This window comes from Chitinolyticbacter albus, assembly GCF_024437655.1.
Taxonomy (GTDB): domain Bacteria; phylum Pseudomonadota; class Gammaproteobacteria; order Burkholderiales; family Chitinibacteraceae; genus Chitinolyticbacter; species Chitinolyticbacter albus.
The window spans coordinates 16500-40802 of sequence record NZ_JANBVF010000013.1 but is presented as its reverse complement, the minus strand read 5'-3'; the positions used below and the strand labels follow the sequence as shown (position 1 = coordinate 40802).

The 24303-nt window shown below is 62.9% G+C and carries 30 protein-coding genes and 1 other RNA gene; 20 read left to right on the top strand and 11 right to left on the bottom strand.

Features of this window, described 5'->3' with window-relative positions; translation table 11 throughout:
* The first annotated feature begins 84 nt into the window (after positions 1-84).
* A complete protein-coding gene (locus NLI84_RS09305; RefSeq protein ID WP_255989808.1) occupies positions 85-972 on the top strand; it encodes a hypothetical protein in 888 nt (295 codons plus the stop codon).
* Between the two features lie 62 nt (positions 973-1034).
* Here the strand turns inward: NLI84_RS09305 and NLI84_RS09300 are convergent, their stop codons facing one another.
* Positions 1035-3425: an EAL domain-containing protein gene (locus NLI84_RS09300; RefSeq protein WP_255989807.1), complete on the bottom strand. Its 2391-nt coding sequence runs from the start codon at positions 3423-3425 to the stop codon at positions 1035-1037.
* Between the two features lie 240 nt (positions 3426-3665).
* On the opposite strand from NLI84_RS09300, the gene NLI84_RS09295 reads away from it, so the two are divergent.
* Positions 3666-4037: a hypothetical protein gene (locus NLI84_RS09295; protein ID WP_255989806.1), complete on the top strand. Its 372-nt coding sequence runs from the start codon at positions 3666-3668 to the stop codon at positions 4035-4037.
* Here the strand turns inward: NLI84_RS09295 and NLI84_RS09290 are convergent.
* The 7 genes from NLI84_RS09290 to NLI84_RS09260 form a co-directional block, all read right to left on the bottom strand.
* Positions 4012-4830: a CPBP family intramembrane glutamic endopeptidase gene (locus tag NLI84_RS09290; RefSeq protein WP_255989804.1), complete on the bottom strand. Its 819-nt coding sequence runs from the start codon at positions 4828-4830 to the stop codon at positions 4012-4014. The genes NLI84_RS09295 and NLI84_RS09290 overlap by 26 nt on opposite strands.
* Positions 4831-4888: 58 nt before the next feature.
* The gene (locus NLI84_RS09285; RefSeq protein WP_255989803.1) at positions 4889-5662 is read right to left on the bottom strand and encodes a peptidylprolyl isomerase; all 774 of its coding nucleotides are present in this window, start codon (positions 5660-5662) and stop codon (positions 4889-4891) included.
* Positions 5663-5715: 53 nt separating this feature from the next.
* Positions 5716-5979: a BolA family protein gene (locus tag NLI84_RS09280; RefSeq protein ID WP_255989802.1), complete on the bottom strand. Its 264-nt coding sequence runs from the start codon at positions 5977-5979 to the stop codon at positions 5716-5718.
* The gene (locus NLI84_RS09275; protein WP_255989800.1) at positions 5979-6278 is read right to left on the bottom strand and encodes a YciI family protein; all 300 of its coding nucleotides are present in this window, start codon (positions 6276-6278) and stop codon (positions 5979-5981) included. The genes NLI84_RS09280 and NLI84_RS09275 overlap by 1 nt, the downstream gene beginning before the upstream one ends.
* Position 6279: 1 nt before the next feature.
* Positions 6280-6846, bottom strand: a complete 567-nt coding sequence (locus NLI84_RS09270) for a septation protein A (protein ID WP_255989798.1) — start codon at positions 6844-6846, stop codon at positions 6280-6282.
* A gap of 284 nt (positions 6847-7130) precedes the next feature.
* An RNA gene (ffs, locus tag NLI84_RS09265) (signal recognition particle sRNA small type) lies at positions 7131-7228 on the bottom strand.
* A 38-nt stretch (positions 7229-7266) separates the two neighbouring features.
* Entirely contained in the window at positions 7267-8253 is a 987-nt protein-coding gene (locus NLI84_RS09260; protein WP_255989797.1) for an asparaginase domain-containing protein, read from the bottom strand.
* Positions 8254-8332: 79 nt separating this feature from the next.
* On the opposite strand from NLI84_RS09260, the gene smpB reads away from it, so the two are divergent.
* Positions 8333-8788, top strand: coding sequence for an SsrA-binding protein SmpB (gene smpB / locus NLI84_RS09255; RefSeq protein ID WP_255989796.1), 456 nt, complete (start codon positions 8333-8335; stop codon positions 8786-8788).
* Here the strand turns inward: smpB and plsY are convergent.
* A complete protein-coding gene (plsY, locus tag NLI84_RS09250) occupies positions 8785-9408 on the bottom strand; it encodes a glycerol-3-phosphate 1-O-acyltransferase PlsY (protein WP_255989794.1) in 624 nt (207 codons plus the stop codon). The genes smpB and plsY overlap by 4 nt on opposite strands.
* 87 nt (positions 9409-9495) lie before the next feature.
* On the opposite strand from plsY, the gene NLI84_RS09245 reads away from it, so the two are divergent.
* The 4 genes from NLI84_RS09245 to NLI84_RS09230 all read left to right on the top strand — a co-directional run bounded on the left by NLI84_RS09245 (position 9496) and on the right by NLI84_RS09230 (position 11752).
* Positions 9496-9852 carry a dihydroneopterin aldolase gene (locus tag NLI84_RS09245; RefSeq protein WP_255989793.1) on the top strand — a complete coding sequence of 119 codons (357 nt, stop codon included), beginning with the start codon at positions 9496-9498 and terminating at the stop codon, positions 9850-9852.
* Positions 9853-9953: 101 nt separating this feature from the next.
* On the top strand, positions 9954-10625 hold the full coding sequence (locus tag NLI84_RS09240) for a Tim44 domain-containing protein (protein WP_255989792.1): 672 nt from the start codon (positions 9954-9956) through the stop codon (positions 10623-10625).
* A gap of 100 nt (positions 10626-10725) precedes the next feature.
* Positions 10726-11064, top strand: a complete 339-nt coding sequence (locus NLI84_RS09235; RefSeq protein WP_255989790.1) for a hypothetical protein — start codon at positions 10726-10728, stop codon at positions 11062-11064.
* Between the two features lie 22 nt (positions 11065-11086).
* The gene (locus NLI84_RS09230) at positions 11087-11752 is read left to right on the top strand and encodes a Crp/Fnr family transcriptional regulator (protein WP_255989788.1); all 666 of its coding nucleotides are present in this window, start codon (positions 11087-11089) and stop codon (positions 11750-11752) included.
* A 65-nt stretch (positions 11753-11817) separates the two neighbouring features.
* Here NLI84_RS09230 and NLI84_RS09225 read toward each other — a convergent pair whose 3' ends face one another.
* Both NLI84_RS09225 and NLI84_RS09220 read right to left on the bottom strand, forming a co-directional pair.
* Positions 11818-12468 carry a fumarylacetoacetate hydrolase family protein gene (locus NLI84_RS09225; RefSeq protein ID WP_255989787.1) on the bottom strand — a complete coding sequence of 217 codons (651 nt, stop codon included), beginning with the start codon at positions 12466-12468 and terminating at the stop codon, positions 11818-11820.
* Positions 12468-13394, bottom strand: a complete 927-nt coding sequence (locus tag NLI84_RS09220) for a CobD/CbiB family protein (protein WP_255989786.1) — start codon at positions 13392-13394, stop codon at positions 12468-12470. Before NLI84_RS09220 ends, NLI84_RS09225 begins: the two co-directional genes overlap by 1 nt.
* A gap of 169 nt (positions 13395-13563) precedes the next feature.
* On the opposite strand from NLI84_RS09220, the gene NLI84_RS09215 reads away from it, so the two are divergent.
* From NLI84_RS09215 to NLI84_RS09155, 13 genes are all read left to right on the top strand, one after another.
* Positions 13564-14157, top strand: a complete 594-nt coding sequence (locus NLI84_RS09215) for a superoxide dismutase (protein ID WP_255989784.1) — start codon at positions 13564-13566, stop codon at positions 14155-14157.
* Between the two features lie 480 nt (positions 14158-14637).
* Complete coding sequence (gspG, locus tag NLI84_RS09210; protein ID WP_255989783.1) at positions 14638-15057, top strand: type II secretion system major pseudopilin GspG; 420 nt, start codon at positions 14638-14640, stop codon at positions 15055-15057.
* 23 nt (positions 15058-15080) lie between these two features.
* The gene (locus NLI84_RS09205) at positions 15081-16253 is read left to right on the top strand and encodes a type II secretion system F family protein (RefSeq protein ID WP_255989782.1); all 1173 of its coding nucleotides are present in this window, start codon (positions 15081-15083) and stop codon (positions 16251-16253) included.
* A gap of 28 nt (positions 16254-16281) precedes the next feature.
* Positions 16282-17940, top strand: a complete 1659-nt coding sequence (locus NLI84_RS09200) for a GspE/PulE family protein (protein ID WP_255989780.1) — start codon at positions 16282-16284, stop codon at positions 17938-17940.
* Positions 17921-18730 (top strand): hypothetical protein, encoded by an 810-nt coding sequence (locus NLI84_RS09195; protein ID WP_255989779.1) that lies wholly within the window; start codon positions 17921-17923, stop codon positions 18728-18730. Before NLI84_RS09200 ends, NLI84_RS09195 begins: the two co-directional genes overlap by 20 nt.
* Positions 18727-19254, top strand: a complete 528-nt coding sequence (locus tag NLI84_RS09190) for a hypothetical protein (RefSeq protein WP_255989777.1) — start codon at positions 18727-18729, stop codon at positions 19252-19254. Before NLI84_RS09195 ends, NLI84_RS09190 begins: the two co-directional genes overlap by 4 nt.
* Positions 19251-19775: a hypothetical protein gene (locus tag NLI84_RS09185; protein WP_255989775.1), complete on the top strand. Its 525-nt coding sequence runs from the start codon at positions 19251-19253 to the stop codon at positions 19773-19775. The genes NLI84_RS09190 and NLI84_RS09185 overlap by 4 nt, the downstream gene beginning before the upstream one ends.
* A complete protein-coding gene (locus NLI84_RS09180; protein WP_255989774.1) occupies positions 19775-20305 on the top strand; it encodes a hypothetical protein in 531 nt (176 codons plus the stop codon). The genes NLI84_RS09185 and NLI84_RS09180 overlap by 1 nt, the downstream gene beginning before the upstream one ends.
* The gene (locus NLI84_RS09175; protein WP_255989772.1) at positions 20302-22209 is read left to right on the top strand and encodes a secretin GspD/PilQ domain-containing protein; all 1908 of its coding nucleotides are present in this window, start codon (positions 20302-20304) and stop codon (positions 22207-22209) included. Before NLI84_RS09180 ends, NLI84_RS09175 begins: the two co-directional genes overlap by 4 nt.
* 12 nt (positions 22210-22221) lie before the next feature.
* Positions 22222-22692: a type II secretion system protein gene (locus NLI84_RS09170; protein WP_255989771.1), complete on the top strand. Its 471-nt coding sequence runs from the start codon at positions 22222-22224 to the stop codon at positions 22690-22692.
* Positions 22693-22696: 4 nt separating this feature from the next.
* Positions 22697-23071 carry a type II secretion system protein gene (locus NLI84_RS09165; protein WP_255989770.1) on the top strand — a complete coding sequence of 125 codons (375 nt, stop codon included), beginning with the start codon at positions 22697-22699 and terminating at the stop codon, positions 23069-23071.
* Positions 23046-23543: a type II secretion system protein gene (locus NLI84_RS09160; protein ID WP_255989768.1), complete on the top strand. Its 498-nt coding sequence runs from the start codon at positions 23046-23048 to the stop codon at positions 23541-23543. The genes NLI84_RS09165 and NLI84_RS09160 overlap by 26 nt, the downstream gene beginning before the upstream one ends.
* Positions 23544-23779: 236 nt before the next feature.
* Entirely contained in the window at positions 23780-24280 is a 501-nt protein-coding gene (locus NLI84_RS09155) for a PEP-CTERM sorting domain-containing protein (protein WP_255989766.1), read from the top strand.
* Positions 24281-24303 lie beyond the last annotated feature (23 nt).

The window sequence follows — 24303 nt, the reverse complement described above, 5'->3', positions numbered from 1 at the left end:
GGTCACTATGGTGCGTAAAACGGATTGTCAGCTTACAGCGAAGCGACCATGATGCGCATACAAGATACCGGAGGAGTCGCCCCCATGAATCAGGTCGATATGATCCGTCGCAGCGTGCTCGCCTTGGCGCTGGGCGCAGCGGCACAGCTCACCCTCGCCGCGCCCGATGAGGCCGTCACCATCCTCACCCAGCAGGACGTCTACAACGATTACCAACGCTTCATCGGCAACCGCGATCCGCTCACCTTGACGCAGTTCTCCGGCGAAGGAGCGCGTCGCGACGTGATCGAAGTGGTGCTGACGCAGCAGGCGCTGCAGCTCGGTGGCTTGAAGCGCCCGGTGAAACTCGTCAAGGTCGATCACAGCAGTGATTCCTACAGCCGCTACCTGCGCGAGATCACGTCCGGCAGCGCCACGCTGGGCGGCAACACGGCATGGCTGATCGATCTTGGCGCCATCAAGGACAAGGTCTACATCAGCCCGCCGCTGATCGCCCAGGGCGAGTTCGAAGCCGGGCTGTACACCTCTGCCGGCAACGCCAAGGCGCTGGCTGCAAACGACCTCGCCAAGGTCCGCAAGCTCACCGCCGTGGTTGCCGAGAGCTGGCGGCCGGACGTGGCCACGTTGCAGGGCCTGGGCATGGCCAATGTGCTGCTCACGCAGAGCTGGGAATCGATGGTCGGCATGGTGTCCAAGCGCCGCGCCGACGTGCTGCTGGCGCCGTTCCAGCCGACACCGGACATGGCCTTGCAGATCGGCAACGTACGCTTTTTGCCCATCCCTAACGTCAAGGTGGGGCTGCAGGGCTCGCGCCATCTGTTCGTCAGCCGTCTCGCCCCGCACGGCGCCGAAGTGGCCAAGGCACTGGAAAAAGGGCTCGTCATCCTGCGTCAGCGCGGCGTACTGGCGCAGGCCTATACGGAATCCGGCTTCTACAACACCCGCACCGCGGGCTGGAAGAAGCTGAACTGAAGCCACGCTCTGCAAGCATCAAGGCCGGGTCACCCCGGCCTCGATGTTACGCCCACATCCGCTCACTCCAGTAGCTCGGGGCTCGGCATGCCGATGTGGTAGCCCTGCAGGTAGTCCACGCCGATTTCGTGCAGCACCATCACGATGGCCTTGCTCTCGACATACTCGGCGATGGTCTTGCGTCCCATGGCGTGGGCAATCTCGTTCACCGCGATCACCATCTGCCGGCTGACATCGTCGTCGACCACATCCCGGATCAGGCTGCCATCGATCTTGAGGTAGTCGACCGGCAGGTTCTTGAGGTAGGTGAACGACGAGAAGCCACTGCCGAAATCGTCGAGCGCAAAACGGCAGCCGCGCGCGCGCAAGGCATCGATGAACTGCGTCGATTCCTGGATGTTGGCAATGGCGCTGGTTTCGGTGATTTCGAAGCAGATGCGCTGGGCCGCGATACCGGAACGATCGAGCCGCTCCAGCACGAAATTCAGTGTCTGGTGGTTTAGCGACTTGCTCGACAGGTTGACCGACAGCATGGTGCTGGCTGGACAGTCCTGCAGCACCTCGATGGCATGCGCGATCACCCAGCGATCGATGGTCGCCATCAGGTCATAGCGCTCGGCCGCCGGAATGAAGGCGCCCGGCGGAACCACGCGCCCCTCCTCGTCCACCAGCCGCAGCAAGACCTCGTAGTGCGGCTCGCCCCCGCCCCCCTCCGCCGGCACGATGGGCTGGAAATAGAGCCGGAACCAGTCCTGTTCGGCGGCCTGGCGCAGCGTCGCGAGCAGTTGCAGCTCGTTGTGGCGTCCCTCCAGGTTCTCGGCCGCCCCTTGGTACCAGGCAAAGCGGTTGCGCCCGGCTTCCTTGGCGGCGTAACAGGCGACGTCGGCCCGGCTCATCACGTCCTGCGGCGCACACATTTCGCGATCCATGCGCACGAGCCCCATGGAGCCCGTAACCACGAAGGGACGGTCGCCCCAAACAAAACGGTATTGCTCGAGCGCCAGCAGCACACTCTGCGCCAGCTGCTGCGCATAGGCCTCGTTGGCGTTCTCGACCAGGATGCCGAATTCGTCGCCACCGAGGCGCCCCACCTGCACGCCTTCGGGTAGCGTCTCGCGGAATTTCTGCGCCAGCTGACGCAGCAGTTCGTCGCCCGCCTGGTGGCCGCAGGTATCGTTGACCAACTTGAACTGATCGAGATCGAGCTGCATCACCACCCGCGCCTCGTCGTACTCCTGCACCAAATCGCGCGCGGTGGCCAGCGCCGCCATGAAGCCGCGGCGGTTGGTCAAACCAGTGAGTTCGTCGTGCATGGCCTGGTAGGCCAGACGTGCAGTGAGCGCCTCCGCGGCGCTGATGTCGTGCAGCGCCACCACGTAACCCATGCTGCCGCCGACTTCGCCAATGGGCACGATGGCCATCTCGACCCGATAGTGCTCGCCGTGCCGGTTGCTGATCGTGGTCTTGACCGCGCCCGGTGGCAAGGCGCCCGTTTGCGCCAAGTGCAGCAACGAGGCGAAATCGGCCTCGCCGGTATCGTCGAGCGTCACCACGATCTCGGTGATCGGCCGGCCACGCGCCTCGGCGAAGGTCCAGCCTATCAGTTTTTCCGCAGCGGTATTGAGCAGCTTCACCCGGCCATCAGAGGTCGTGGTGAGGATGGCATCCGCCACGGAACGCAGCGTGACTTCGGCGAGCTCTTTCTCGCGCAGCATCGCCTGCTGCGCCTCGTCGCGCTGGGCATTGCCGATCTGCAGGTTGCGCCGCATGGTATTGATGGCATCGGTCAGCGTCTGCAGTTCGTCCTGCCCCGCTCGCTCGCGCGCCAGCACCAGCGGCGCAGTCAGGCGTTCGTAATTGAAGCGCCGCGTGTAATCGGCAATATGGCTGAGGTGGCGCGCGATCAAGCGGTGATAGAGCCAGAGAAAGGCAAGGCCCGCCGTCATCATGCCCGAGCCCAGCAGCAGCAGCATGCGTCCCAGCTGTGACGCAAGCTGCGCCTGCAGGCCGTCGAGCGTATTGACGAGCTCCAGCTCGCCCAGCGGCACGTTCTTGTGCGTCAGCGGGTGTTCATACTCGACCGTATAGCGTTTGCGGATCATGGTGGAGCGCGAATCTGGCAGGTGACCCACTTCGTAGCGAGTCCCGTCGGGCTCAACAAGCTCGGCCCAGCCGACCACCTTGGTCTGCAGCAGCGAATTGAGCTGGGTGCGCACCGCTTCGCTGTTCACCAGCCACAGATTGACGGCCAATTGCGGGCGCACGCTGCTGGACAGTCGATCGAGATCCGCTTCCAGCCGGGCCAGACTGCGCTGGTATTCGATGCGCACCAGGATGATGGTCAGCGATGCGGTCACCAGCAGGCTGACCGCGATGACCGCCGCAACCATGCGCCAGGCAAGGCGGTTCTCGCGATAAAACTCTCTGGCACGGTGAACGAGGTTATGCGGCACGTTGTCCGGTGATCCGAATCATGATTTTGCACTGCAGGATAATCCGCTGGCGATGGCTGGCACAAATCGTAATGCCCGCGGATGCGCCGCGACATCTGGCGCTCCGCCCTGCCCGAACAGCCCCAAGCCGCTCCGCCGCTGACCGGTGCACAAGCGGATGCAAGCAGCTGCAGCCAACACGGTACAATTGCCATCGCGTGCCCGAAGCGCGCCTATACCACACAAAAATCGGGAGGAGTCATGAAAACCATAGGCTTAGCTGCCACCCTGCTCGCCGCGCTGCTACTGAGCGCCTGCGAGCCCACACCGGATCCGCACCAGTCACAGACACAGAATAGCGCCGCGCAAAGCACTTTGCCGGAACCGGCCGCGCCCAACCCCCTGCTCGACAGCCCACCCCCGGTATTCCTCGCCGTGGTCGGCGAATGCGGCAAGGTATTGTTCGAAGGCGATACCGCGATGACGGCCGCCGACTGCCTGGCGGCAATACGCAAACACGCCGTCGAGCAAGGCTTGCCCGAGCTGACCGACGCCCAGCTGGGCGACGTCAACATCGGCCATCGTTGGCGCTACGAGCAAAACAAGCTCAAGGCCGCAGCAACGGATAAGTGAAGCCGCAGAGGTGGGCGGCGTTGAACAGAAAGTGCAGGACAATGGCCGCCTCCAGCCGTCCGCTCCACTGATAGGCCAGACCGTAGCAGATGCCTGCGATGGCGGCCAATGCGGCATAACCGCCACCACCGCCGAGATGGGCCACACCAAACGCCAGCCCCGCCACGATGACGGCCAGCATGGGTTGCCCACAAGCCCCCGCCAGCTGTCGCTGCAGGTAAAAGCGGAAACATGCTTCCTCGGCGACACAGGTCATCAGCAGATTGCACGCGGCCCAAAGCGGGGCCCATGGCGGGCAGCCTGGCTCCGGCGCGATCAATCCCGCGGCGCAGGCCAGCCACAACACCAGCGCCAGGACCAGCGGCAGGGCGATCAGCCCAGGATGCCAACGCCACGGGGCGGATCGGGCCACGCGCCAGGCTGCGCCGCTCAACAGCGCCAGGCCGACGATGGTCTTGTCCAGGTTCACGTAGAGGCTGTACGGCATGCTGCGTACGCTGACCTGTACCGAATCGAGCAGCAGCGGGTTGTTCAAGCCCGGCCACCAGTGCAGTGCGCCGCTCAATACCCACACCACCAGCAGCGCATGCCACTGCCAATGTGGCTGCTGGTCGAGCTGGCGCCGTAGCCACCATCCGGCGCCCAGCAGTGGCAGCGCCCACCAGGCGAGCCAGCCGCAACCGACAGCGATCGCTACCGTCAGCGCCAACGCACTGCAGAACAGCGCACGCCCAGGCCACCACAGTGCAAGCACCGTGGCCCAGAGCGGCAGCGCCAACCAGTAGGGATGCATATGCGCCACCAGCAAAAACGCCCCGCACGAAGCGGGGCGTTTTTGCTGGTTCCTGTGCTTACTGGACCTTGGCCTTCTTGACCAGGCCTTCCACGTATTCCTGGACCTTGCGGCCTTGCAACTCACGCTGCAGTTCCGGCTTCACTTCGTCGAAGGTCGGGCCCTTGGCATCGCGCACGTCATCCAGCTTGATGACGTGCCAGCCAAACTGCGACTTCACCGGCTCCGAGAGCTTGCCCTTTTGCAGGCTCTTCAGCGCGTTGCCGAATTCCGGCACGAAGGAGTTCGGATTGGCCCAGCCCAGGTCGCCGCCGTTCTGGCCGCTGCCCTTGTCGGTGGATTTTTCCTTGGCGATATCCTCGAATTTCTTGCCCTTCTTCAGATCGGCCACGACGTCCTGAGCGGTCTTCTCGTCGGCGACGAGGATATGGCGCGCCTTGTATTCCTTGCCCGAGAAGTTGACCTTGATACGGTCGTATTCCTTCTTCAGGTCGGCTTCCGATACCGGGTTGGCCTTGACGAAATCGTTGATCAGCGCGCCAACCAGCACTTGCTGACGGGCCAGATCGACGCGTGTCTTCACGTCAACGTTCTTTTCCAGCCCTTTCTTGGCGGCTTCCTGCGACAGCACCTCATTGCGAACCAGTTCTTCCTTCACCTTGGCGCGCAGTTCCGGGCTGTCCTTCTGGCCACGCTCGGTCACTTGCTTGATGAAGAAATCGACACGGCTGTCCGGAATGGTCACGCCATTGACGGTCGCCACGGCAGCGACGGCGCCAGTGGCCGCCAGAGCCAGGGAAACGATAGCTACTACTTGCTTGGTTTGACGCATTGTTGCTTGATCCTTTCTCGGGGAAGTGCGGGGTTCAACTGGTAGATTCGACATCAGAATTCGTCCGGGCTCAAAGCCCGGATCTGTAGCGCATGAATGCGCGAGGGAATCAGATCGGCCAATAGGTTATAGATACGACGGTGGCGCGCCAAGGCCGTCTGACCGGCAAACACCGCCGCCACCACGGTGAGTTCGTAGTGGCCACCACCGCTGGCGGCGCCGGCGTGACCTGCGTGAGCAGCACTGTCGTCCTGTACATCAATGGACTCGGGCTCCAGCACCGCGAGCCTGGCCTGGATTTGGGCGATCAAATCCATCAGGGCAGCACGTGCTTGAATGGCTTGACGGCGACCGATTGATACACCCCCGCCAAACGATAGGGATCGGCATCGGCCCAGGCCTGAGCGTCAAGCTGCGATTCGAACTCGGCAACGATCAGGCTGCCGGAAAAACCAGCCGGACCCGGATCGATACTGTCCACGGCCGGAAACGGGCCGGCCAGTACCAAGCGGCCTTGTTGCTTGAGCGCATCGAGCCGTGCCAGGTGCGCGGGGCGTTGCGCGAGACGGTCGGCCAGGCTGTCCGGCTTATCGCTGCCGATGATGGCGTACAGCATGCTATTTCTCTTCCGTCAGCGGTTTGGTTTCGACGTCCTCATCCTGCAGATGGCGGGACAGCATCAGGCCGATACCGACCATGAAGGCCAGCGTCAGGCCCAGCGTGCCAAAGGTCTTGAACTTGACCCAACCCGCTTCGCTGAAGCTGTATGCCACATAAAGATTGAGCACGCCCATCGCGGCAAAGAACGCCACAAACGCCCAGGTCACCCGGCCCCAGATCGGTTCGGGCAACGACAGCTGCTGGCCCATGACCACACGGATCAGGTCGCGGCCCTTCCACAGCTTGCCGACGCCCAGCACCAGCGCGAACGCCCAATACAGTGCGGTCGGCTTCCACAGGATGAAGGTCTTGTCATGCAGCAGCAGCGTGGCGCCGCCCAGCACCGCGATCAGCGCAAAGCTGATCCACAGCATCATTTCCACCTTGCGCCAGCGCAACCAGGAAAAGGCCACTTGTAGCGCAGTCGCCGCGATCGCCACACCTGTCGCGGTGTAGAGATCGCCGGTGGCGAAATAGACGCCGAAGAAAACGAGAATGGGGAAGAGATCGAATAGGAACTTCATAGGCCAGGCACCAATGAGATGGCGCATTATGCAGCTTGGCCGGTTTTGAATACAAGGCAGCGTTGCCGGTTCCCTTCCGGGCAAAAAAAGACGCCGTGCGAGGCACGGCGCTCAAATTACCACTGGAGATACACGAAGCATCAGCTTGCGTAACCCATAGTGCGTGTCCTGGGCGCCCGGCGCCTTGACCGGGGTCAACATTCATTCCGGGGTTTCAAGAATATTTGAAAACTACGAAACAACGCCGACCCGATGAAAATCCGGATCGGCGTTGCTAGGGAAGAGGTGGCGAGCCCGACCCCCGGCACTGGCATCAAAAGCTGTGGCTGCTTCCTTCCGGACCTGACCAGGTTCACCTTCTAGCCATGCGGGGAGACCCGCCGTAGAGAGCGCGACTATATCACGCCCGCATCGCACCGGCTATTTGGGCGTGCGATCTCCAGCAAGCGGCGCCTCAAATCGGGTCCGCCAGTTGGCGAGGCTGCCGGGGCGCGCCAGCAACCAGTGCAACTTAACGTAGGCCGCCTCGGGCGTCATATCGCCGCCGTTCCAGACGCCGGCCCTTGCCAGCGGACCGCTTGCGGCATACAAGCCCATGCCGACGCTGCCACGCAGGCACGGTGTGAGATTGACGACCGGGATCAGCGCTGCCAAGCGGGCGAGCACCGCCATGAGGCATGGATGTGCCGGCAGATTGCCGCTACCGAAGGTGGACAGCAGCAACGCCTCCGGCAGGTCACGATCCAGTTGCGCAGCAATCCAGTCCAGCTGGGCGCCTGGCGCCAGCACCAGATGCAGTACGCGCGCCTTAGTCGCCAACGGCTGCGGCATCACCTCTCTGCAGTCCGCTACGGGCAAGGTGGCCACCCCGCGCCAAGCCTCGCCATCGAATTCGCCCAGCGGCGCGGCGTTGGGCGTATCGAACGCATGAGCCGAGGTGCAATCGAGCTTGCGCACCCGGGTCGCGCAATAGGCGCGATCTGCGAACACCACGCTGACAGGGGGGGCGTCGGCCTCGGCCAGCAGCGCCAGTGCAGCGCGCACGTTGCGTTCGGCATCGCCCTGCGGCGTACCCCACGGGCGCATTGCGCCGGTGAGCACGACCGGCTTGCCCAAGCCTGGCAGCTGGTACGCCAAGGCGGCAGCGGTCCAGGCCAGCGTGTCGGTTCCATGCAGGACCAGGAAACCGTCATATAAAGCTGCGTGAGCGACGATATCGTGCGCGATACGCACCCAGTCCTGTGGCCCCATGCTGCTCGAATCGAGCAGCGTCGGGTATTCGAGCACATCGAGATCCGGGTGCGCGCGCGCCAGTTCGCCGCGCAACCAGCCCGGCTCGGGCGCCAGTCCGTCGGCACCCTGGCGCATGCCTATGGTGCCTCCGGTGTAGATCACGAGCATCCGCATCGTTCCCCCTGCCCTTGTTGGATAAGACTAAGTGCGTCCATCTGGTTACAATCGCGGTTTGCCTGTTCGCCCATTCACCATGACCATCGCCGACAATCGCAAGGCCTTTCACGAATACTTCATCGAAGAGCGCTATGAAGCGGGCTTGGTGCTGGAAGGCTGGGAAGTGAAATCGATTCGCGCCGGCCGCGTGCAGCTGAAGGAATCGTACGTCAACCACGCCCGCGGCGACTTCTGGCTGCTGGGCGCGCATATCTCGCCGCTGACCACTGCGTCGACCCACGTCAAGACCGACCCGGTGCGGCCGCGCAAGCTGCTCTTGCATCGGCGCGAGATCGATAAGCTCGCCGGCCTCGTCGCGCGCTCGGGCTACACCATCGCCGCGCTCAACCTGCACTTCATCAAGGGCCGTATCAAGCTGGAAATTGGCCTGGCCAAGGGCAAGAAACAGCACGACAAGCGCCAGACCGAGAAGGATCGCGAATGGCAGCGCGAGAAGCAACGGCTGGTTCGCGATACCGCCAAGCGCGGTTAACCCGCCGGCCCGTCCTCGTCCAGCCCCTCGCCGATTTTGCCTTCCTTGCCGGAAAACAGGTCACGGATGTTCTGGTGATGCCGGGCGATCAGCAGCGCCGACAAGACCAGCGTCACCCACAGGTACTCGCGCTGCGGCATCAGCCAGGCAGTGAGAATGGGCGCCAGCACGGCGGCGGTCAGCGCAGCCAGCGATGAAATCTTGAATCCCTTGGCGATCACCAGCCACACGACCAGCACCGTCAGGCCCACGCGCCAGTCAAGCGCGAACAAGATGCCCGCGGCCGTGGCCACGCCCTTGCCGCCCTTGAAGCCGAAAAACACCGGCCACAGGTGACCCACAAAGGCGGCCAGCGCCACCAGCGCGATGACTCCGTCCGACAGGCCCAGCACCGGTGCCAGCTGCACGGCGAGGAACACCGCGACCCAGCCCTTCAGCGCATCGCCCAGCAAGGTCAGCAACGCGGCTTTCTTGTTGCCGCTGCGCAGCACATTGGTCGCCCCGGGATTACCCGATCCGTAAGTGCGAGGGTCGGCCATGCCCAAGGCGCGCGACACGATCACGGCGAAGGAGAGTGATCCGATCAGATAGGCCGCCACGATGGCGATTAGCGGTGTCATTGCAAAATCCACTACAATCGAGTGCTCGGCATTGTAAGGCATCTGGCGCAAGCGGCGTCAAACCCGCCCCCGCCCGTCGGCGAAAATATGGACATTATCTTCTTGCACAAGGTGCGTGCGCGCACGCTGATCGGCTGGTACGACTGGGAGCGGGTGGCACCACAGGTGGTCGAGCTCGACCTCGAAATCGGCCTGCCGTCGACCCGTGCCTGTACCAGCGACAACCTCACCGACACCATCGATTATGACAAGGTGGTCAGCGATATCCGTCGGATTCTTGAGGAAAAACACTTCCTGCTGCTCGAGGCACTGGCCGATCATATCGCCCAGGTCATCATGAGCGATTTTAGCTCGCCGTGGACCCGGGTTTCGGTGACGAAGCTCGGCATCCTGCACGAAGTCGGTCGGGTAGGCGTCACGATAGAGCGAGGAACACGCGTCTGAAACGCCAAGCGCGGCTACGCCACACCCTCCTCGTTTGGACTATCTTATAGGCACGCCACACGAGCGACCCTCCCCTTCGAGCTGCCTGTACATCTGAAAGCATGGATCGTCGCCCACTCTACTCACTGCTGTTTGCTCTCACGAGCCTTGCCAGCGCCCTGGCCCAGGCAGGCCCCGACGCACAGACCGCCAGCGCCGCCGAATCCGGTAACCTGCCCTGGACCTGGCTGATACTGCTCGGCGTGCTCACGCTGGGCGGACTCTTCTACCTGCGTCGCAGCGAGCGGCCGGTAGCCGACCCCTATCCGGAAACACAACCCGCAGCGGGCTGGCACACCGAAAACCAGCAGGAAAGGCAGCGCTTTTACCATGTGGGCAAGGGCGTGGACAGCGCCATCGCGCGCTCGGGAAAGCTGCCGGACGGCACCGAAACCCGCGCCTTCCTGCGCCACGCCAAGGCCACCTTCCTGCACCTGCGCACCGAGGCCGATCCGGCCAAACGCGAGCAGTTGCGCAAATATCTGGCTCCGGCGCTGTTTGACGAACTCAGCCGGGTCGACGTCACGCCGGACGATCAGATCCAGTTCCCCGAGCTGCATATCGAGCTCGTCAGCACCGAAAACGACACGCAGCAAGTGGTCGCCCATGTCCGCTTTTATGGCAAGGTGGCGGCGGCGGCCAATTCAGCGCCGTTCCAGGAAACCTGGCGCTTTGCCAAACTCAACGGCGGGAACCAGCGCTGGCTGCTATGGTCGATGAGCGAGCGCGATTGACGGCTTGGGACACTACGCGGGCCGCGCCATTGCATATTTCGTCGCAGTTGGGATTCTCCTACAATCGCCAATCAGAACCCGCTCATATAGCGACCACACCATGTCAGCTCGTCGATTGCTATTGCTTGCCCCCTTTGTCTTGCTCACCGCGTGCGACCGCATCACGGCCACGCTCAACCAGCAGGCCGAGAACGGCAAGGCCGTGGGCGCCGCCTGCCGGCACAGCGGCCGGGCGTTGGAGGATTGCTACCAACGCAACCCTCGCGTCTCCAAGTCGGACATCTTTACCGGCTGGAAAGAGATGAACGAATACATGCAGCAAAAAAAACTAGACATCGTACCGCCGCCAGCCGATCGCGTGCCCCCCGTCGAAGCCGCGAGCGCCAGCCCGACCGCGCTGTCGGCCAGCGCCAGCAAGCCCGGCGGCGCGGACCACTGAAGCAATACACGGAGAACCCATCATGGACGCCACGGTCCGCACCTTTCTGAGCCTGATCCCGATCTTCGAGGACTTTTCCGACGCCGACCTCGAAGTCGTCATGCATGCCGCCGTGAAGCGGCAGCTTCCCAAGGGCAGCTTCCTGTTCCGCGAAGACGACCCCGCAGAGGCGATGTATTTGCAGATGGAAGGCCGTACCCGCTCGTTCACCAGCGACAACCAGGGCAAGGAATTCGTGTTCCAGATCGGCGAGCCGGGCAGCGTGTACGGTGAGATCTCGATGATCGACGACGCCTCGCGCGGCTGGTCGGTGCAGGTCGAAGAGGATTCGACCTTCATCATGTTCAGCAAGCAGGATTTCCGTACCGCGCTGGAGACCTACCCGCAGCTGAAGGACAAGCTCATCCTCAACCTCGCGCGCATCATCCGTCAGTTGTCGCTGACGATGAAAAACCTGGCCCTGCTCGACGTCTACGGCCGCGTGCGCGCGCTGTTCGAGGAAATCGCCGTGGAGCACGAGGACCACTGGATGATCGCCGAGCCGCTGACGCAGCAGGCCATTGCCGATCGCGTCGGCTCTTCGCGCGAAATGATTGCCCGCATCCTCAAGGAGCTGGTGTTCGGCGGCTACGTCAAGCTGGAGAACAAACGCATCATCATCCTGCAGAAGCTGCCTGAGCGCTTCTGAGCAAGACGCGGACCAATGAAAAACGGGGCCCAGGCCCCGTTTTTCATTGGTTTTCGTACCGGTGATCAGGCCACCCGCAAGGTCTCGTCGATCAGGTCATCCAGCACCAGGCGCAATTGCTGTCCCGAATGAATGGACCCCACGCCTTCCGGCGTTCCCGTATAGATCAGATCGCCCTCGGTCAGGCCGAAACGCTCCGATATCCAGGCGATCAATGCGGCTATGTCGAACGCCATCTGCCCGACTTCGGCGTGTTGCCTCGTCTCCCCGTCGATTTCCAAGCGAAAACTCACCTCGCCCGGCCGCGGCAACGCCTCGGCCGGCACGAAGGCAGTCAACGTAGCTGAGCCAGCGTAGCCCTTGGACAGCGTCCACGGCTGGCCATTTTGCTTGGCAACGCGCTGCACATCGCGCGCGGTGAGATCCAGCCCCAGCGCATAGCCTGCCACATACGACATGGCCGATGCCCGATCGATGTTGCGGCCATCACGGCCGATGGCCACCACCAGCTCGGCCTCGTGGTGGATGTCGCTCGACCAGCCCGGCAACGGGATCGGCGCGCCGTGCGGCAGCAAGGCCGAAGTCGGCTTGAGAAACACCACGGGCTCAGGGCCGATGCTTGAGCCCATTTCCGCGGCATGTGCCACATAGTTGCGGGCCACGCAGAAGATGTTCGCGACCCGCAGCTCGCGACTGTCGATGTGTATCGTCGCCATCACGCCAACCAGCGCGCCGCGTTGAACAGCAGGATCACCGCCACCCACAGCAAGACCGAGCGCCAGATCAGGCCAACGGCACTAGCCAGGTAATCCGGCGTCACCGCGTCACCTATGCCCAGTTCCGGACGGAATTTGACGGTGTGATCCTGGTGCAGCGCCTCGCCCAGGCGGATGCCGATGGCGCCCGCGCCCGTCGCCAGCAGGATGCCGTGCGCGTAGTTGCCCCAGGCGCGCGCCTGCGAGCGCCAGCAATAGACGGCGTCCTCGAAGTCACCCATCACTGCAAAACTGGCTGCCGTGATACGCACCGGCAGATAATCGAGCATCTCCTGCACCGCCAGCGCAAAGCGGCCAAATGGCTCGCTATCGGCGTGACTGCCCCATTTCTGCGCCAAGAGGCTGGAAGCCCGGTACAGCACCGCACCGGCCGGACCGGCGATCCACGCCAGCGCGACAAACCAGAATATCGTACCGAACACGTAGCGGTAGGAGTCGATCAAGCCCTGCTCGACCGCGACCCGGGATACCTCGTCCTCGTTCATCTCCGAGGCATGTTGTCCGGTCCAATCGGCGAGCCAGGCGCGGGCCGCCGGCAGATCCTCGGCCTGCAGCGCCTTGGAGATACCGGAAAAAGCCGAACTGAACTGCCGAAAGCCCATGGTGAGATACAGCAGCAGCACCGCCCAGGCAAAGCCCAATGCAGCGCCGAAATGGCTCAGCAGGAAATAGATGCCGACAACGACGATGAGGAGCGGCCCTACCGCCACCAACCAGCCGTAAATGCCGTTGCGGTACTCGCCCGCGTTGAGTGCGCGTTTAAGCCGGTTGGCCAGGCGCGTAAACGCCAGATAGGCCGGATTGCGGTTGCTGATGGGCCGCAACTGCTCCAGCGCAAGCGCTAGGATCAAGGATAAAATGGTCATGGCTGCTCTTTTTCTGACTGCTGGGCCGGTGCATTGCTTTCAGGCAAACGATACCACAGCGCCCGCATGCGTCGAAATCGTGCATGGTCGCGCTTGAAATCGCGCCGCCCACCCCCATGCTAGCCCTGCCCCCAATTTCCAGCCAAACGAACAACCACGGAGAACCTACATGGAACACAAGCTGCCCGAACTGCCGTACGCCCAGGATGCCCTCGCGCCTTACCTGTCGGCCGAAACGCTGTCCTACCACTATGGCAAGCATCACCAGACCTATGTGACCAACCTGAACAACCTGATCAAGGGCACGGACAACGAAAGCAAGACGCTCGAAGAGATCGTCAAGACCGCTCCAGCCGGCGGCGTGTACAACAACGCCGCCCAGATCTGGAATCACACGTTCTACTGGTTCGGCTTCAAGCCGAACGCCGCCGGCGCCGATCGCGCCCCTGCCGGTGCCTTGGCGGAAGCCATCAATAGCCGCTGGGGTTCGTTCGACGAATTCAAGAAAGCCTTCAACACTTCGGCCGCCGGCAACTTCGGCTCGGGCTGGACCTGGCTCGTGAAGAAGCCCGATGGCAGCCTCGATATCGTCAATACCGGTGCCGCCGGCACGCCGCTGACCACCGCGGACGTCGCCCTCTTGACCTGTGACGTGTGGGAACACGCCTATTACATCGACTATCGCAACAGCCGGCCGAACTACCTCGAAGGCTACTGGAAGATCGTCGACTGGGACGTGGTGGCCCAGCGCCTCGCCGCTTAAGCGGGTCGCAGCTATCCCGCTCATCGGAGCCCAGCGGCTTCGGTGACACGGCAAAAAGGGACAGCCTGAGCTGTCCCTTTTTGTTGGCTGACAAACATGCAGCCACCCTTCCAGGCGCAGACACACCCGCGAAATCGCGTATTCCCACCCTGGCCGCCCGTGCCGCCCCAACCCAATCGCGTCGCACTTGCTTGCAATACAAGGCTTGTCGCCCCATTCAAGCGTCGCGTTTACACAACAAGCTTACGTTCATCACAGCCACCCGCCACGGAACCGGGCATGCTTACATCAGTCCTAGCGGCGTGGCATTGCCACCCTCCGGCAACAGCGCCTTTCCCCTCCAGCCCGCGACAATATTAGGTTTGACGCATACTAGCCGCTTGCGGCGCGCCAAAACCGCGTATTACGATGGCGGTGGAGGATTGAAGCCCGCCACCTCACGGTGATGGATTCAACACACAGCACTAGAGATAACTAAAAATGCGTAACCATCGTTCCCTTGCTCGCGGCTTTACCCTGCTCGAGCTCCTGGTCGTGATTCTGATCATCGCCATGCTGGCCGGTTATGTCGGCCCCAAGCTGTTCAGCAAGGTCGGTGATGCCCGCTCCAAAACAGCCGCCAGCCAGATGAAGGCGCTGGCCGATGCCCTCGATCAGTACCGACTGGACAATGGTGGCTACCCGAGTACCGAACAGGGCCTGGGTGCACTGACCGCCAAGCCGGCCGATGCCAACAAGTGGAATGGTCCCTATCTGGCCAAGGCATTGCCGAACGACCCCTGGGACAAGCCCTACGTCTACAAGCGCCCTGGTGAGAATGGCCGCGAGTTCGACCTGATGTCGCTCGGCGCCGACGGCAAGGCCGGCGGCAGCGGCGAAGACGCGGACATCGTCTACTAAACGGCCCCGAGGTCCTCGCGACCATGCGCTACAAGGTCAAAGCCATGCAGGCCGGTCGAATGACCGAGCTGGAGCTGGAGGCTGCCAACGAGGCTGAGCTGCGCGAGCGGCTCGCCAGCCAGGGCATGCAGGCCGTCTCGTTCCGTGCCGAACGCAGCTTCTCGATGAAGAAGAGCGATTTCGCACTGTCGCTGTTTACGCAGGAACTGATCGCGCTGATCGAAGCGGGTCTGACCCTGGTCGAAGCCGTCGAAACGCTGAAGGAAAAAAGCGCGCAGGATGGCAGCCGCGTGGTGCTGACCCGCCTCATCGAAGGGCTGTATCAGGGCCTGCCGCTGTCGCGCGTACTCTCGACCATGCCCGAGCACTTTCCGCCGCTCTATATCGCCACCGTGGGTTCGGCCGAAAAAACCGGCCACCTGGCCGACGCGCTGAAGCGCTACCACCATTACGAATCACGCCTGGCCATGGTGCGCAAGAAGGTGGTGTCGGCGCTGGTCTACCCGATGGTGATCATCACCATCGGCGGCTCCATCATGCTGTTCCTGCTGTTCTACGTGATACCCAAGTTCAGCCAGATCTACGCCAGCATGAAGACGCTGCCATTCGCCGCCCAGGTAATGCTGTGGTGGGGCGAGTTGGTGCACAGCAATGGCAAGGTGATCTTCGCCGCCATCATCGGCACCATCGCCGGCATCGTGATGCTGCTGCGCACGCAGGCGGTGCAGGCCATGCTGCAGGAGCTGTTCTGGCGTATTCCGCGGCTGGAGGAGTATCGCCGGCTGTTTGCCCTCACCCGCTTCTACCGCACCGTCGGCCTGCTGCTGGCTGGCGGGCTGTCCATCATTGCCGCGATGGATCTTGCCGCGCAGTTGCTGCCCCAATCGATGCGCCTCGCGCTGACGCGCGCCATCGTCGACATCAAGTCGGGCCAAACACTCTCTGCCACGCTACCCAAGTACGGGCTGACCACGCCGGTATCAGAGCGCCTGTTGCGCGTGGGCGAGCAGAGCGGCGAGCTTGCCACCATGACCGAGCGCGCAGCGCAGTTTTGCGACGAAGAACTCGAGCGCGCGATCGAAATGTTCACCCGGCTGTTCGAGCCCATCCTGATGCTGATCATCGGCATCCTGATCGGCACCATCGTGTTCCTGCTCTACATGCCGATCTTCGAACTCGCAGGAAATATGCAATGACGATGTTCCTCACCGCCGGAGCCTTGCGATGAGCGAGCTGACCCTGGACCTGATCCAGCATCTGCGCCAGACCGCCAGTGCCGACACCGGCCTGCCCTTTCTGCTGCAACAGACCCTGGGGCTGGACGACGCCCGCTATTGCGACGAAGTCGGCGCCTTCCTCGGCATGCCGACGCTGTCGCCGGACGACCTGTCGGCGCTGTTTCCGCGCTACGACCTGATTCCGTACGCCGACGCGGTCTCGCGCCAGTGCCTGGTGGTCGAAGACACCGATGGCACGCAACTCTTGGTGTTGGGCGATCCGTTCGATCCGATCACGCGCAACTGGGCGCAACAGCGCATCCCCGCCGGCGTGCGCTCGGCCTTTGCCCACTACGACGAACTACGGCACTACCTCGAAAGCTTCGAGACTTCGCATCGCGCGATGGATCAGCTGGCCATGGGCGAGGGCAGCGCCGACAGTGGCGAGAATGTCACCGAGATTTCGCTCGCCAGCATCGCGCAGGACAACAATCCCATCGTCAAGCTGGTCAACTCCACCTTGTACGATGCGCTCAAGTCCAAGGCGTCCGATATCCACCTCGAGAGCACGCCCTCGGGCCTGTCGATCAAGTACCGCATCGACGGCGTGCTGCTGCATATCGGCGGTGCCAACGGCGTGGAAACGGCCGAACAGGTGATCTCGCGGCTCAAGGTGCTGGCCGAGCTCGATATCTCGGAGCATCGCATTCCGCAGGATGGCCGCTTCAAGGTGATGATGAACCAGCGAGATGTCGATTTCCGCGTCTCGATCATGCCGTCGATCTGGGGCGAGGACGCCGTGCTACGCGTGCTCGACAAGCAAGGGGGCGACGCATTCAAGCAGTTGCGGCTCGATGTGCTGGGCCACGACGAACAGACGATGGCGGCGATCCGCAACCTGTCGCACGAGCCCTATGGCCTGCTGCTGGTCACCGGCCCCACCGGCTCGGGCAAGTCGACCACGCTCTACGCCACGCTGTCCGAGATCAATACGGGTGAAGAGAAGATCATCACCATCGAAGACCCGGTCGAATACCAGCTCGCCGGTGTGCTGCAGATTCCAGTCAACGACAAGAAGGGCCTCAGCTTTGCCCGCGGCCTGCGCTCCATCCTGCGCCACGACCCGGACAAGATCCTGGTCGGTGAAATCCGTGACGGCGAAACCGCCAATATCGCGGTACAGGCCGCGTTGACCGGTCACTTGGTGCTGACCTCGGTGCACGCCAACAACGTGTTCTCGGTGCTCGACCGCTTTATGCACATGGGCGTCGAGCCCAACAGTTTCGTCGACGCGCTGATCGGCGTCGTCGCGCAACGGCTGATCCGCAAGATCTGCTCGCATTGCATCACCGACGATGTGCCGGATGATGAGACGCTCAAGGTGTCCGGCCTCACCCGCGAGCAGGTCGCCGGCTGGCGTTTCCGCAAGGGCTCGGGCTGCCAGGCCTGCCGCGATACCGGCTATCTGGGCCGGCGCGCGATTGCCGAAGTACTGCGCCTGAACGATGAATTGAAGCAAGCCATTGCCGCGCGTGGCCCGGCCGTGGAAATCAAACAACTGGCCGACCGCCATGGCTTTATCTCGATGCGCCGCGTGGCGTTGAAGGCCGTGGCGCGCGGTGAAACCACCCTCCAGGAAATCAACCGTGTCACCTTTGTGGATTGAGCACTGCGCGTGGCTGACCCGCCACCACGCCCTGCTCGCCAGCCTGGGCCGGCCGGCGGGTGGCGGCAATCCGCGCCGCGCGAGCGCCGCGATCGACAACAATGCCGACACCGCCGTGATGCGGCTGCAGCAGCTGCTCGCCGACGCACCGCGCACGCCCTTCAAGCAGGACCGCTTGCAGCTGCTGCTCGGCGGCAACTGGGCCCGCTACGCCGTGCTGCCCTGGCAGGACAACCTGCATAACGACAACGACTGGCGCGGCTACGCGTCGGTGATCTTTGCCAAGCAGTTCGCGGTGCCGGTCGAGAACTGGCGCATCCGTGTCGCCCCGGGCCCCTATGGCCTGCCCCGGCTGGCCGCGGCAGTCGACGAAGGCTTCTTCCAGACGCTGGCTGAGCTCGCGCGCTCGTCGCGGATCAAGCTTGCCGGTGCGACCCCGCTCTTGACCAGTGCGATCAACCTGCACCAGCGCAAGCTCAAGGGCCGCGAATTCGCTTTCCTGCTGCTGGAAGCCGATCACGCCACCTGTGCCTTCTACCACGGCAATGCCTGGCACGGCGTGGTGACGCTGCCCAACACCATGCGTGACGAAGCCGAAGCCTATGCCCTGACGGCGCTGGTGCGCGACGCGGCCATGCTGGCCGGTCAGACACTGCCGGATCAGGTGTATATCGCCTCGTCCGAGCTTGGCATGTTGTCCGGTGAAACCAGTGATTTCGATGCGCAATGGCTGGGCGGCGTTCATGCCCAGTTCGGCCACCGCAGCGAATGGCAAGGAGCGCTGGCATGAAGGCGCTCCAACTCGATTTCCACCAGCCACCCCGGCAGACGCCGTGGCTGGGACTGGTGCTCACGCTGATCGGCGCGGTAGCGCTGGTCTGGATCATTGGCCTGCAGGATGCCGCCAAGCTCAACGCCGAGGCGCTGTCGGAGCGTGAAGATCAGTACCAGCTACGCAAGCGCAAGCTGGAAGAAGCGCGCGCGGCCGAGCAGAAGAAGGAACCGGCCAACGAAAAGGTCGCCCGTATCCGCCTGGCGCAACAATCGCACATGCTGCCGGCACTGTCGGTGCTGGAGCAGACCTGGAACAACGATATTGCCTATACCCGCATCGACGTGAGCGTGGCCGATCGCAATATCAAGCTCGAGATCGAAGCGCGCACGCTAGACGCCGCGCTGGCCTTGGTCGACGCCATCGCCGCCAAGCCGGCCATCGAACGTGTCACGCTGGCCCGCCAGGGGGTGAAGCTGGCTGACCCCTATCGTCCGGTCCAGTCCGCGATCGAAATCCAATGGCGGGAGGCCCAGCCATGAACGCGCAGCAGCTGAAATGGCAGGCGCGGCAATGGTTGCGCTCTGCCGGTGTACTCGGCATCGTCGGCCTTGGGCTGGGCGCGTTCGCCCTCATTGTCTACACCCAGGATGTGCGCCCGTTCACGCAGGACCTGGCCGAGCGCGAGCTCCAGCTCGCCCAGGATCTGGCCTCGCTCAAGAGCGCAGCCACCGCGCCGCCGCCCGCCGCATTGCCGGCCGAGCTGAAAACGCCGGACAGCTTTACCGCGTTCTTGCGCGAATCGGCGCAGATTGCCGGTCAGCATCGTCTGTCGGTACTGCAATCGGAATACAAGACGGTGACCGAGGCCGATGGCGCGCTGGTGCGCTATGGCGTGCAGTTTCCCGCCAATGGCCGCTATCCGGACCTGCGCGACTTCATTGCCGCGATGGAAGAACAACCGGGCGTGCGCGTCGAGGCGCTGTCGATCTCTCGTCTGCAGATTGGCGATGAGCTGCTCACCGTGCAACTGCAGTTGTCCTACCTGACGGAGGCACGCTGATGTTGTCGCGCCCCGTTATCGTGCTCCTGGTCGCGAGCCTCGCCATCATGGGTTACTACTGGATCCAGGATCAGCAGGCGGGTGACGACCCCGTGCAAGCGGCACCGCGCCGCGCCGCGGGCGAGATCACCCGCGATACGGCCGCGCCGGCCGCCTCGGGCGCCAGTGCAGCCAGCGTCGTGGCGGCGAGCGCCGTGCTCGCCAACCTTTTCCCGGCGCAGAGCTGGGCACCGCCCCCGCCGCCGACCCCCACACCCGGCCCGCCGCCACCGACCCCGGTGCCCGTAGCCCCGCCCCTGCCCTTCGTCGTTGCCGGTTCCTGGCACGATCGGGGCGTGGACCAGATTGTGGTCGAGGCGGCCGGTCAGCAATTCGTACTATGCCAACGCTGCGATGCGCTCGGCCGCATCCAGCAGGGCGAGACCCTGCTTGGCAGCTATCGGCTCGACTCGGTCAACCGGGATGCCATCGTGTTTACCTATATGCCATTGAATCAGCAGCAGACGCTGCCGGTAGGAGGAACGCCGTGAAGCGCGCGTTGATCGTCACCCTTATTTTTGCAGCCTTCGTGACCGGCTGCGCGGCCGACCAGGCGCGCAAGCAGGGCCAGGAATTGATCCGGCAGGGCGATGGCCAGCAGGGGCTGGCCTACCTCAAGGAACAGCTGGCGCAGTATCCGGACGATCTCAAGCTGAGAAACGCGTATGAACAGGCGCTGATCAAGTTTGTCATCGAGCTGCAGGCGGACGCCGACAACGCCGTGCGCCGCGGCGACTACGCCGCCGCCACTGCTCGCTACCAGCAGATCCTGTCGTGGGATGCGAACAACTATCGGGCCAAGGAAGCGCTGGTACAGCTCGAAGGCGCCGCCAAGCGCGATTCGATGATCAAGTTCGCCCGCGACAACAAGGACACCCGACCGGACGAGGCGCTGCAGGTGCTGCGCCAGATCCTGGTCGACGATCCGAACAACAATCAGGCGCTGCGCATCAAGTCCGACATCGAATCGCGCAAGGCCCGTGAGACCAGCCTCAAGCCCATGCTCGCGCAGGCGCTGAAGAGCCCCATTTCGCTGCAGTTCCGCGACCAGCCCTTGATGAGCGTGTTCGACATCATCGCCCGTATCGGCAAGGTGAACTTCATCTTCGATCGCGACGTGCCGCCCAACCTCAAGACCACCATCTTCGCCCGCGATACCACGGTCGAGGATGTGATCAACCTGCTGCTCGCCACCAATCAGCTCGACAAGAAGATCCTCAACGACAACACCATCATGATCTACCCGCGTCGCCCCGATAAGGATCGCGACTACAAGGATCTGGTGATGAAGACCTTCTACCTGAACAACGCCGACCCCAAGCAGGTGCTGGCGATGATCAAGCAGATGGTGAAGACGCGCGACGTCTACATCGACGAGCGGCTGAACATGATCATCATGCGCGATACCGCAGAGGCGGTATCGGTTGCCGAGCGGCTGATCGCGGCGCAGGATCTGCCGCAGTCGGAAGTGATTTTCGACGTGGAAGTGCTGGAAGTCTCCAACTCTGACCTGTTGAACCTGGGCATTGCCTATCCGGACAAGCTCACTGCGGAGTTTTCCACCGATCCGAGCCCGCTGTCGCTTAACCAGCTGAACAACATCAACAGCGGCAACGTGCTCGTCAACCTGGGCAAGCCACAAATCACCGCGAACTTCCTGCATCGCGTCGGCGACACCGCAGTGCTTGCCAACCCCAAGATCCGCGTCAAGAACCGCGACAAGGCCAAGGTTGTGATTGGCGATCGGCTGCCGGTGATCACCACGACCAATTCGAACGGTGTCACTTCGGAGACCGTGAACTATCAGGATGTCGGCCTGACGCTGAATGTCGAGCCTTCGATCACCAACGAGGGTGATATTGGCGTCAAGGTGACGCTGGAAGTGTCCAACCTGGTCGAAAAAGTCCCCACCGCTGGTGGTGGCGTTGCCTATCAGATCGGTACGCGTCGAGCCGAAACCAATATGTCGGTCCGCGACGGCGAAACCCAGGTGCTGGCGGGGCTGTTGCAACGCACCAACCAGACCGTCAAGGCGGGCTTGCCTGGGCTCGGCGAGCTGCCCATCCTGGATCGGATCTTCGGCAATCGTAGCGATGAGCACAAGAAGACCGAAGTCATCCTGATGATCACGCCCCGGATTGTTCGCAACCTCGCCATGCCCGGCCAGCACGTGACGCAGTTCGACAGCGGCACCGAAGCGTCGATTTCGACCGATCCGCTGCGTCTGCGCGACGCGTCGACCGTGAACGTCAACGGCGGTGGTAGCGCGCCCATGCCTGTACCGGCCGCGCCGCAACCGGAATTCCAGCCTGCGCCACAGCCCGTACCGCAACCTGTGCCGCAGGAACAGTCCGCGCCGGCGCCGGTGCGTGGCGGCGGCGTTGGCCGTCGCTGAGGCAGATCAGCGATGCGGGAAAGAGGCTTTACGCTGATCGAGCTGATGGTCACCCTGACCATCCTCGCTGTGCTGGCCTCGGTGGCGCTGCCATTGTCGCAGGTGGCCGCCACCCGCTCGCGCGAGGAAGATCTGCGCCGCGCACTGTGGCAGATCCGCAGCGCAATCGACGCCTACAAGGTGGCGAGCGACGAGGGAAAATTGCAGAAATCGCTCGACGATTCGGGCTATCCGCCGGATCTGGCCACCTTGGTCGATGGCATCAAGGACATCAAGGATCCGACCGGCAAAAAGATCTATTTCCTGCGCCGCATCCCGCGCGACCCCTTCTGCGATTGCCCGAGCAAGACCAATGCCGAAACCTGGGGACTGCGCAGCTACGCCAGCCCGGCCGACGCGCCGGCCGAAGGGCGCGATGTGTATGATGTTTACTCGACCGCTGAGGGCATCGGCCTCAACGGACTTCCCTATCGTGACTGGTAAGTTCATGTCCCCCACCCTGCGCCGTGGCTTCACGCTGATCGAACTCCTGGTCGTGCTCGCCATCATGGCGAGCCTGTTGACGCTGGTGGTGCCGCGTTACTTCCAGCAAACCGACAAGGCCTCGGAAACCGTGCTCAAGCACAATCTGGTTTCCATGCGCGATTCCATCGACAAGTTCTACGCCGACACCGGCCGCTACCCGGCCACGCTGGAAGAGATGGTCGAGCGCAAATACCTGCGCGAGGTGCCGGTCGATCCGGTCAGCGGCAAGCGTGACGCCTGGGAAATCATCAGCCCCGAGGGTGGCAGCGGCGTGTACGACGTCAAGAGCAGTACGCCCGGTAATGGCAGCGATGGCAAACCGTTTACCGAGTACTAGCCGGCGCGTCCAGCAAGGCTTCGCCTACGCCTGGGTGCTGATGATGGTGCTGGTCATGGGGATCTACCTCGCCAAGCTGGGCGAGGTCTGGCAGACCCGCATCCAGCGCACCAAGGAAGAAGAGCTGTTGATAGTGGGCGACGAGATCCGGCGTGCCATCAAGGCCTATAGCGAGATCAACGCCGGCGGCGGACCACAATACCCCAAGACGCTGGATGACCTGGTGCAGGATCCACGCGCGCCCTTTGCCCGCCACTTCCTGCGCAAGCCCTACATGGATCCGGTGACGGGCGAAGATTGGGCCTATATCGGTGCGCCCGGCGGCGGCTTCATGGGTGTGTACAGCAAATCACTGCAAAAACCGTTGAAGCAGACGGGCTTTGCCAGCATTTACGCCACCTTCGCCGACAAGCCCAACTACCAGGAGTGGAAGTTCGCGCACTGGCCAGGCGGCGGCAGCCGCACCCGCTAGCGCGGCCTCAATGGTTCGCGGGTTTGCGTGACGCAAAGTTGTAAGTATTTTGTTTACTCAAAGCAAAATCCTGCAGATTGGCTGACCCAGCGCCTGTATCCGCTGGCTGAAACTCGGAATCCATTTGGCTTATCGCCTGCACAGCATCAGGATACGATTAAATTCTGAATCAGATATTAACAGCGCAGAAAGAAAATAGCCTATCATGCGGGAAATTCTCGCCCTGGAGTCCTCGCATGAAACGCCTTCTCGCCTATGTAGCCGCGACGCTGCTCGCGCTTAGCCCACTCAGCCAGGCCGCCCTGATACAGCAGGACATCAGTATCAGCAGCAATGGCGCGTGGAGCACCAGTCTGCTGCCCGATGCGCTGCATCAGTTCTCGCTGAACGCCGCCGGCCCCTACGCGTTCAACTTCACGCTCACGCCCAACGCAGGCGCCAACAATATCGCCTCCTTGCATAGCGTGCTGAGCCGCCAGACCCAGCCGGGCGCCTCGTTCACCGAGATCGCGGCCACCCCCTATGTCGGCAGCAACAGCTTCAGCGCCTCGCTGAATTTCGATGCACCGGCTGCGGGCAATTACGATTTCTATCTGGCCTTCACCAATTTCCAACCGTGGAATGGCACGCTGAGCTACTCGGTGAACCCGGTACCGGAACCCACCACCATGGCACTCTTGGGGTTGGGCGGCGGTGCCTTGGCCTGGCGCCAGCGTCGCAGGAAGCAATCCAAGTAAGCGAAAAAACGGCGCATCGGCGC

Bases quoted from the DNA above. Each gene is read 5' to 3' on its own strand.
- NLI84_RS09215 (WP_255989784.1), top strand. From the start codon at position 13,564: ATGGAACACAAGCTGCCCGAACTGCCGTACGCCCAGGATGCCCTCGCG.
- NLI84_RS09225 (WP_255989787.1), bottom strand. From the start codon at position 12,468: ATGGCGACGATACACATCGACAGTCGCGAGCTGCGGGTCGCGAACATC.
- NLI84_RS09275 (WP_255989800.1), bottom strand. From the start codon at position 6,278: ATGCTGTACGCCATCATCGGCAGCGATAAGCCGGACAGCCTGGCCGAC.
- NLI84_RS09180 (WP_255989774.1), top strand. From the start codon at position 19,775: ATGTTGTCGCGCCCCGTTATCGTGCTCCTGGTCGCGAGCCTCGCCATC.
- NLI84_RS09240 (WP_255989792.1), top strand. From the start codon at position 9,954: ATGGATCGTCGCCCACTCTACTCACTGCTGTTTGCTCTCACGAGCCTT.
- gspG (WP_255989783.1), top strand. From the start codon at position 14,638: ATGCGTAACCATCGTTCCCTTGCTCGCGGCTTTACCCTGCTCGAGCTC.
- NLI84_RS09200 (WP_255989780.1), top strand. From the start codon at position 16,282: ATGAGCGAGCTGACCCTGGACCTGATCCAGCATCTGCGCCAGACCGCC.
- NLI84_RS09185 (WP_255989775.1), top strand. From the start codon at position 19,251: ATGAACGCGCAGCAGCTGAAATGGCAGGCGCGGCAATGGTTGCGCTCT.
- NLI84_RS09295 (WP_255989806.1), top strand. From the start codon at position 3,666: ATGAAAACCATAGGCTTAGCTGCCACCCTGCTCGCCGCGCTGCTACTG.
- NLI84_RS09230 (WP_255989788.1), top strand. From the start codon at position 11,087: ATGGACGCCACGGTCCGCACCTTTCTGAGCCTGATCCCGATCTTCGAG.
- NLI84_RS09165 (WP_255989770.1), top strand. From the start codon at position 22,697: ATGTCCCCCACCCTGCGCCGTGGCTTCACGCTGATCGAACTCCTGGTC.
- NLI84_RS09190 (WP_255989777.1), top strand. From the start codon at position 18,727: ATGAAGGCGCTCCAACTCGATTTCCACCAGCCACCCCGGCAGACGCCG.
- plsY (WP_255989794.1), bottom strand. From the start codon at position 9,408: ATGACACCGCTAATCGCCATCGTGGCGGCCTATCTGATCGGATCACTC.
- NLI84_RS09205 (WP_255989782.1), top strand. From the start codon at position 15,081: ATGCGCTACAAGGTCAAAGCCATGCAGGCCGGTCGAATGACCGAGCTG.
- NLI84_RS09220 (WP_255989786.1), bottom strand. From the start codon at position 13,394: ATGACCATTTTATCCTTGATCCTAGCGCTTGCGCTGGAGCAGTTGCGG.
- NLI84_RS09155 (WP_255989766.1), top strand. From the start codon at position 23,780: ATGAAACGCCTTCTCGCCTATGTAGCCGCGACGCTGCTCGCGCTTAGC.
- NLI84_RS09170 (WP_255989771.1), top strand. From the start codon at position 22,222: ATGCGGGAAAGAGGCTTTACGCTGATCGAGCTGATGGTCACCCTGACC.
- NLI84_RS09290 (WP_255989804.1), bottom strand. From the start codon at position 4,830: ATGCATCCCTACTGGTTGGCGCTGCCGCTCTGGGCCACGGTGCTTGCA.
- smpB (WP_255989796.1), top strand. From the start codon at position 8,333: ATGACCATCGCCGACAATCGCAAGGCCTTTCACGAATACTTCATCGAA.
- NLI84_RS09235 (WP_255989790.1), top strand. From the start codon at position 10,726: ATGTCAGCTCGTCGATTGCTATTGCTTGCCCCCTTTGTCTTGCTCACC.
- NLI84_RS09245 (WP_255989793.1), top strand. From the start codon at position 9,496: ATGGACATTATCTTCTTGCACAAGGTGCGTGCGCGCACGCTGATCGGC.
- NLI84_RS09160 (WP_255989768.1), top strand. From the start codon at position 23,046: ATGGCAAACCGTTTACCGAGTACTAGCCGGCGCGTCCAGCAAGGCTTC.
- NLI84_RS09285 (WP_255989803.1), bottom strand. From the start codon at position 5,662: ATGCGTCAAACCAAGCAAGTAGTAGCTATCGTTTCCCTGGCTCTGGCG.
- NLI84_RS09260 (WP_255989797.1), bottom strand. From the start codon at position 8,253: ATGCGGATGCTCGTGATCTACACCGGAGGCACCATAGGCATGCGCCAG.
- NLI84_RS09305 (WP_255989808.1), top strand. From the start codon at position 85: ATGAATCAGGTCGATATGATCCGTCGCAGCGTGCTCGCCTTGGCGCTG.
- NLI84_RS09270 (WP_255989798.1), bottom strand. From the start codon at position 6,846: ATGAAGTTCCTATTCGATCTCTTCCCCATTCTCGTTTTCTTCGGCGTC.
- NLI84_RS09280 (WP_255989802.1), bottom strand. From the start codon at position 5,979: ATGGATTTGATCGCCCAAATCCAGGCCAGGCTCGCGGTGCTGGAGCCC.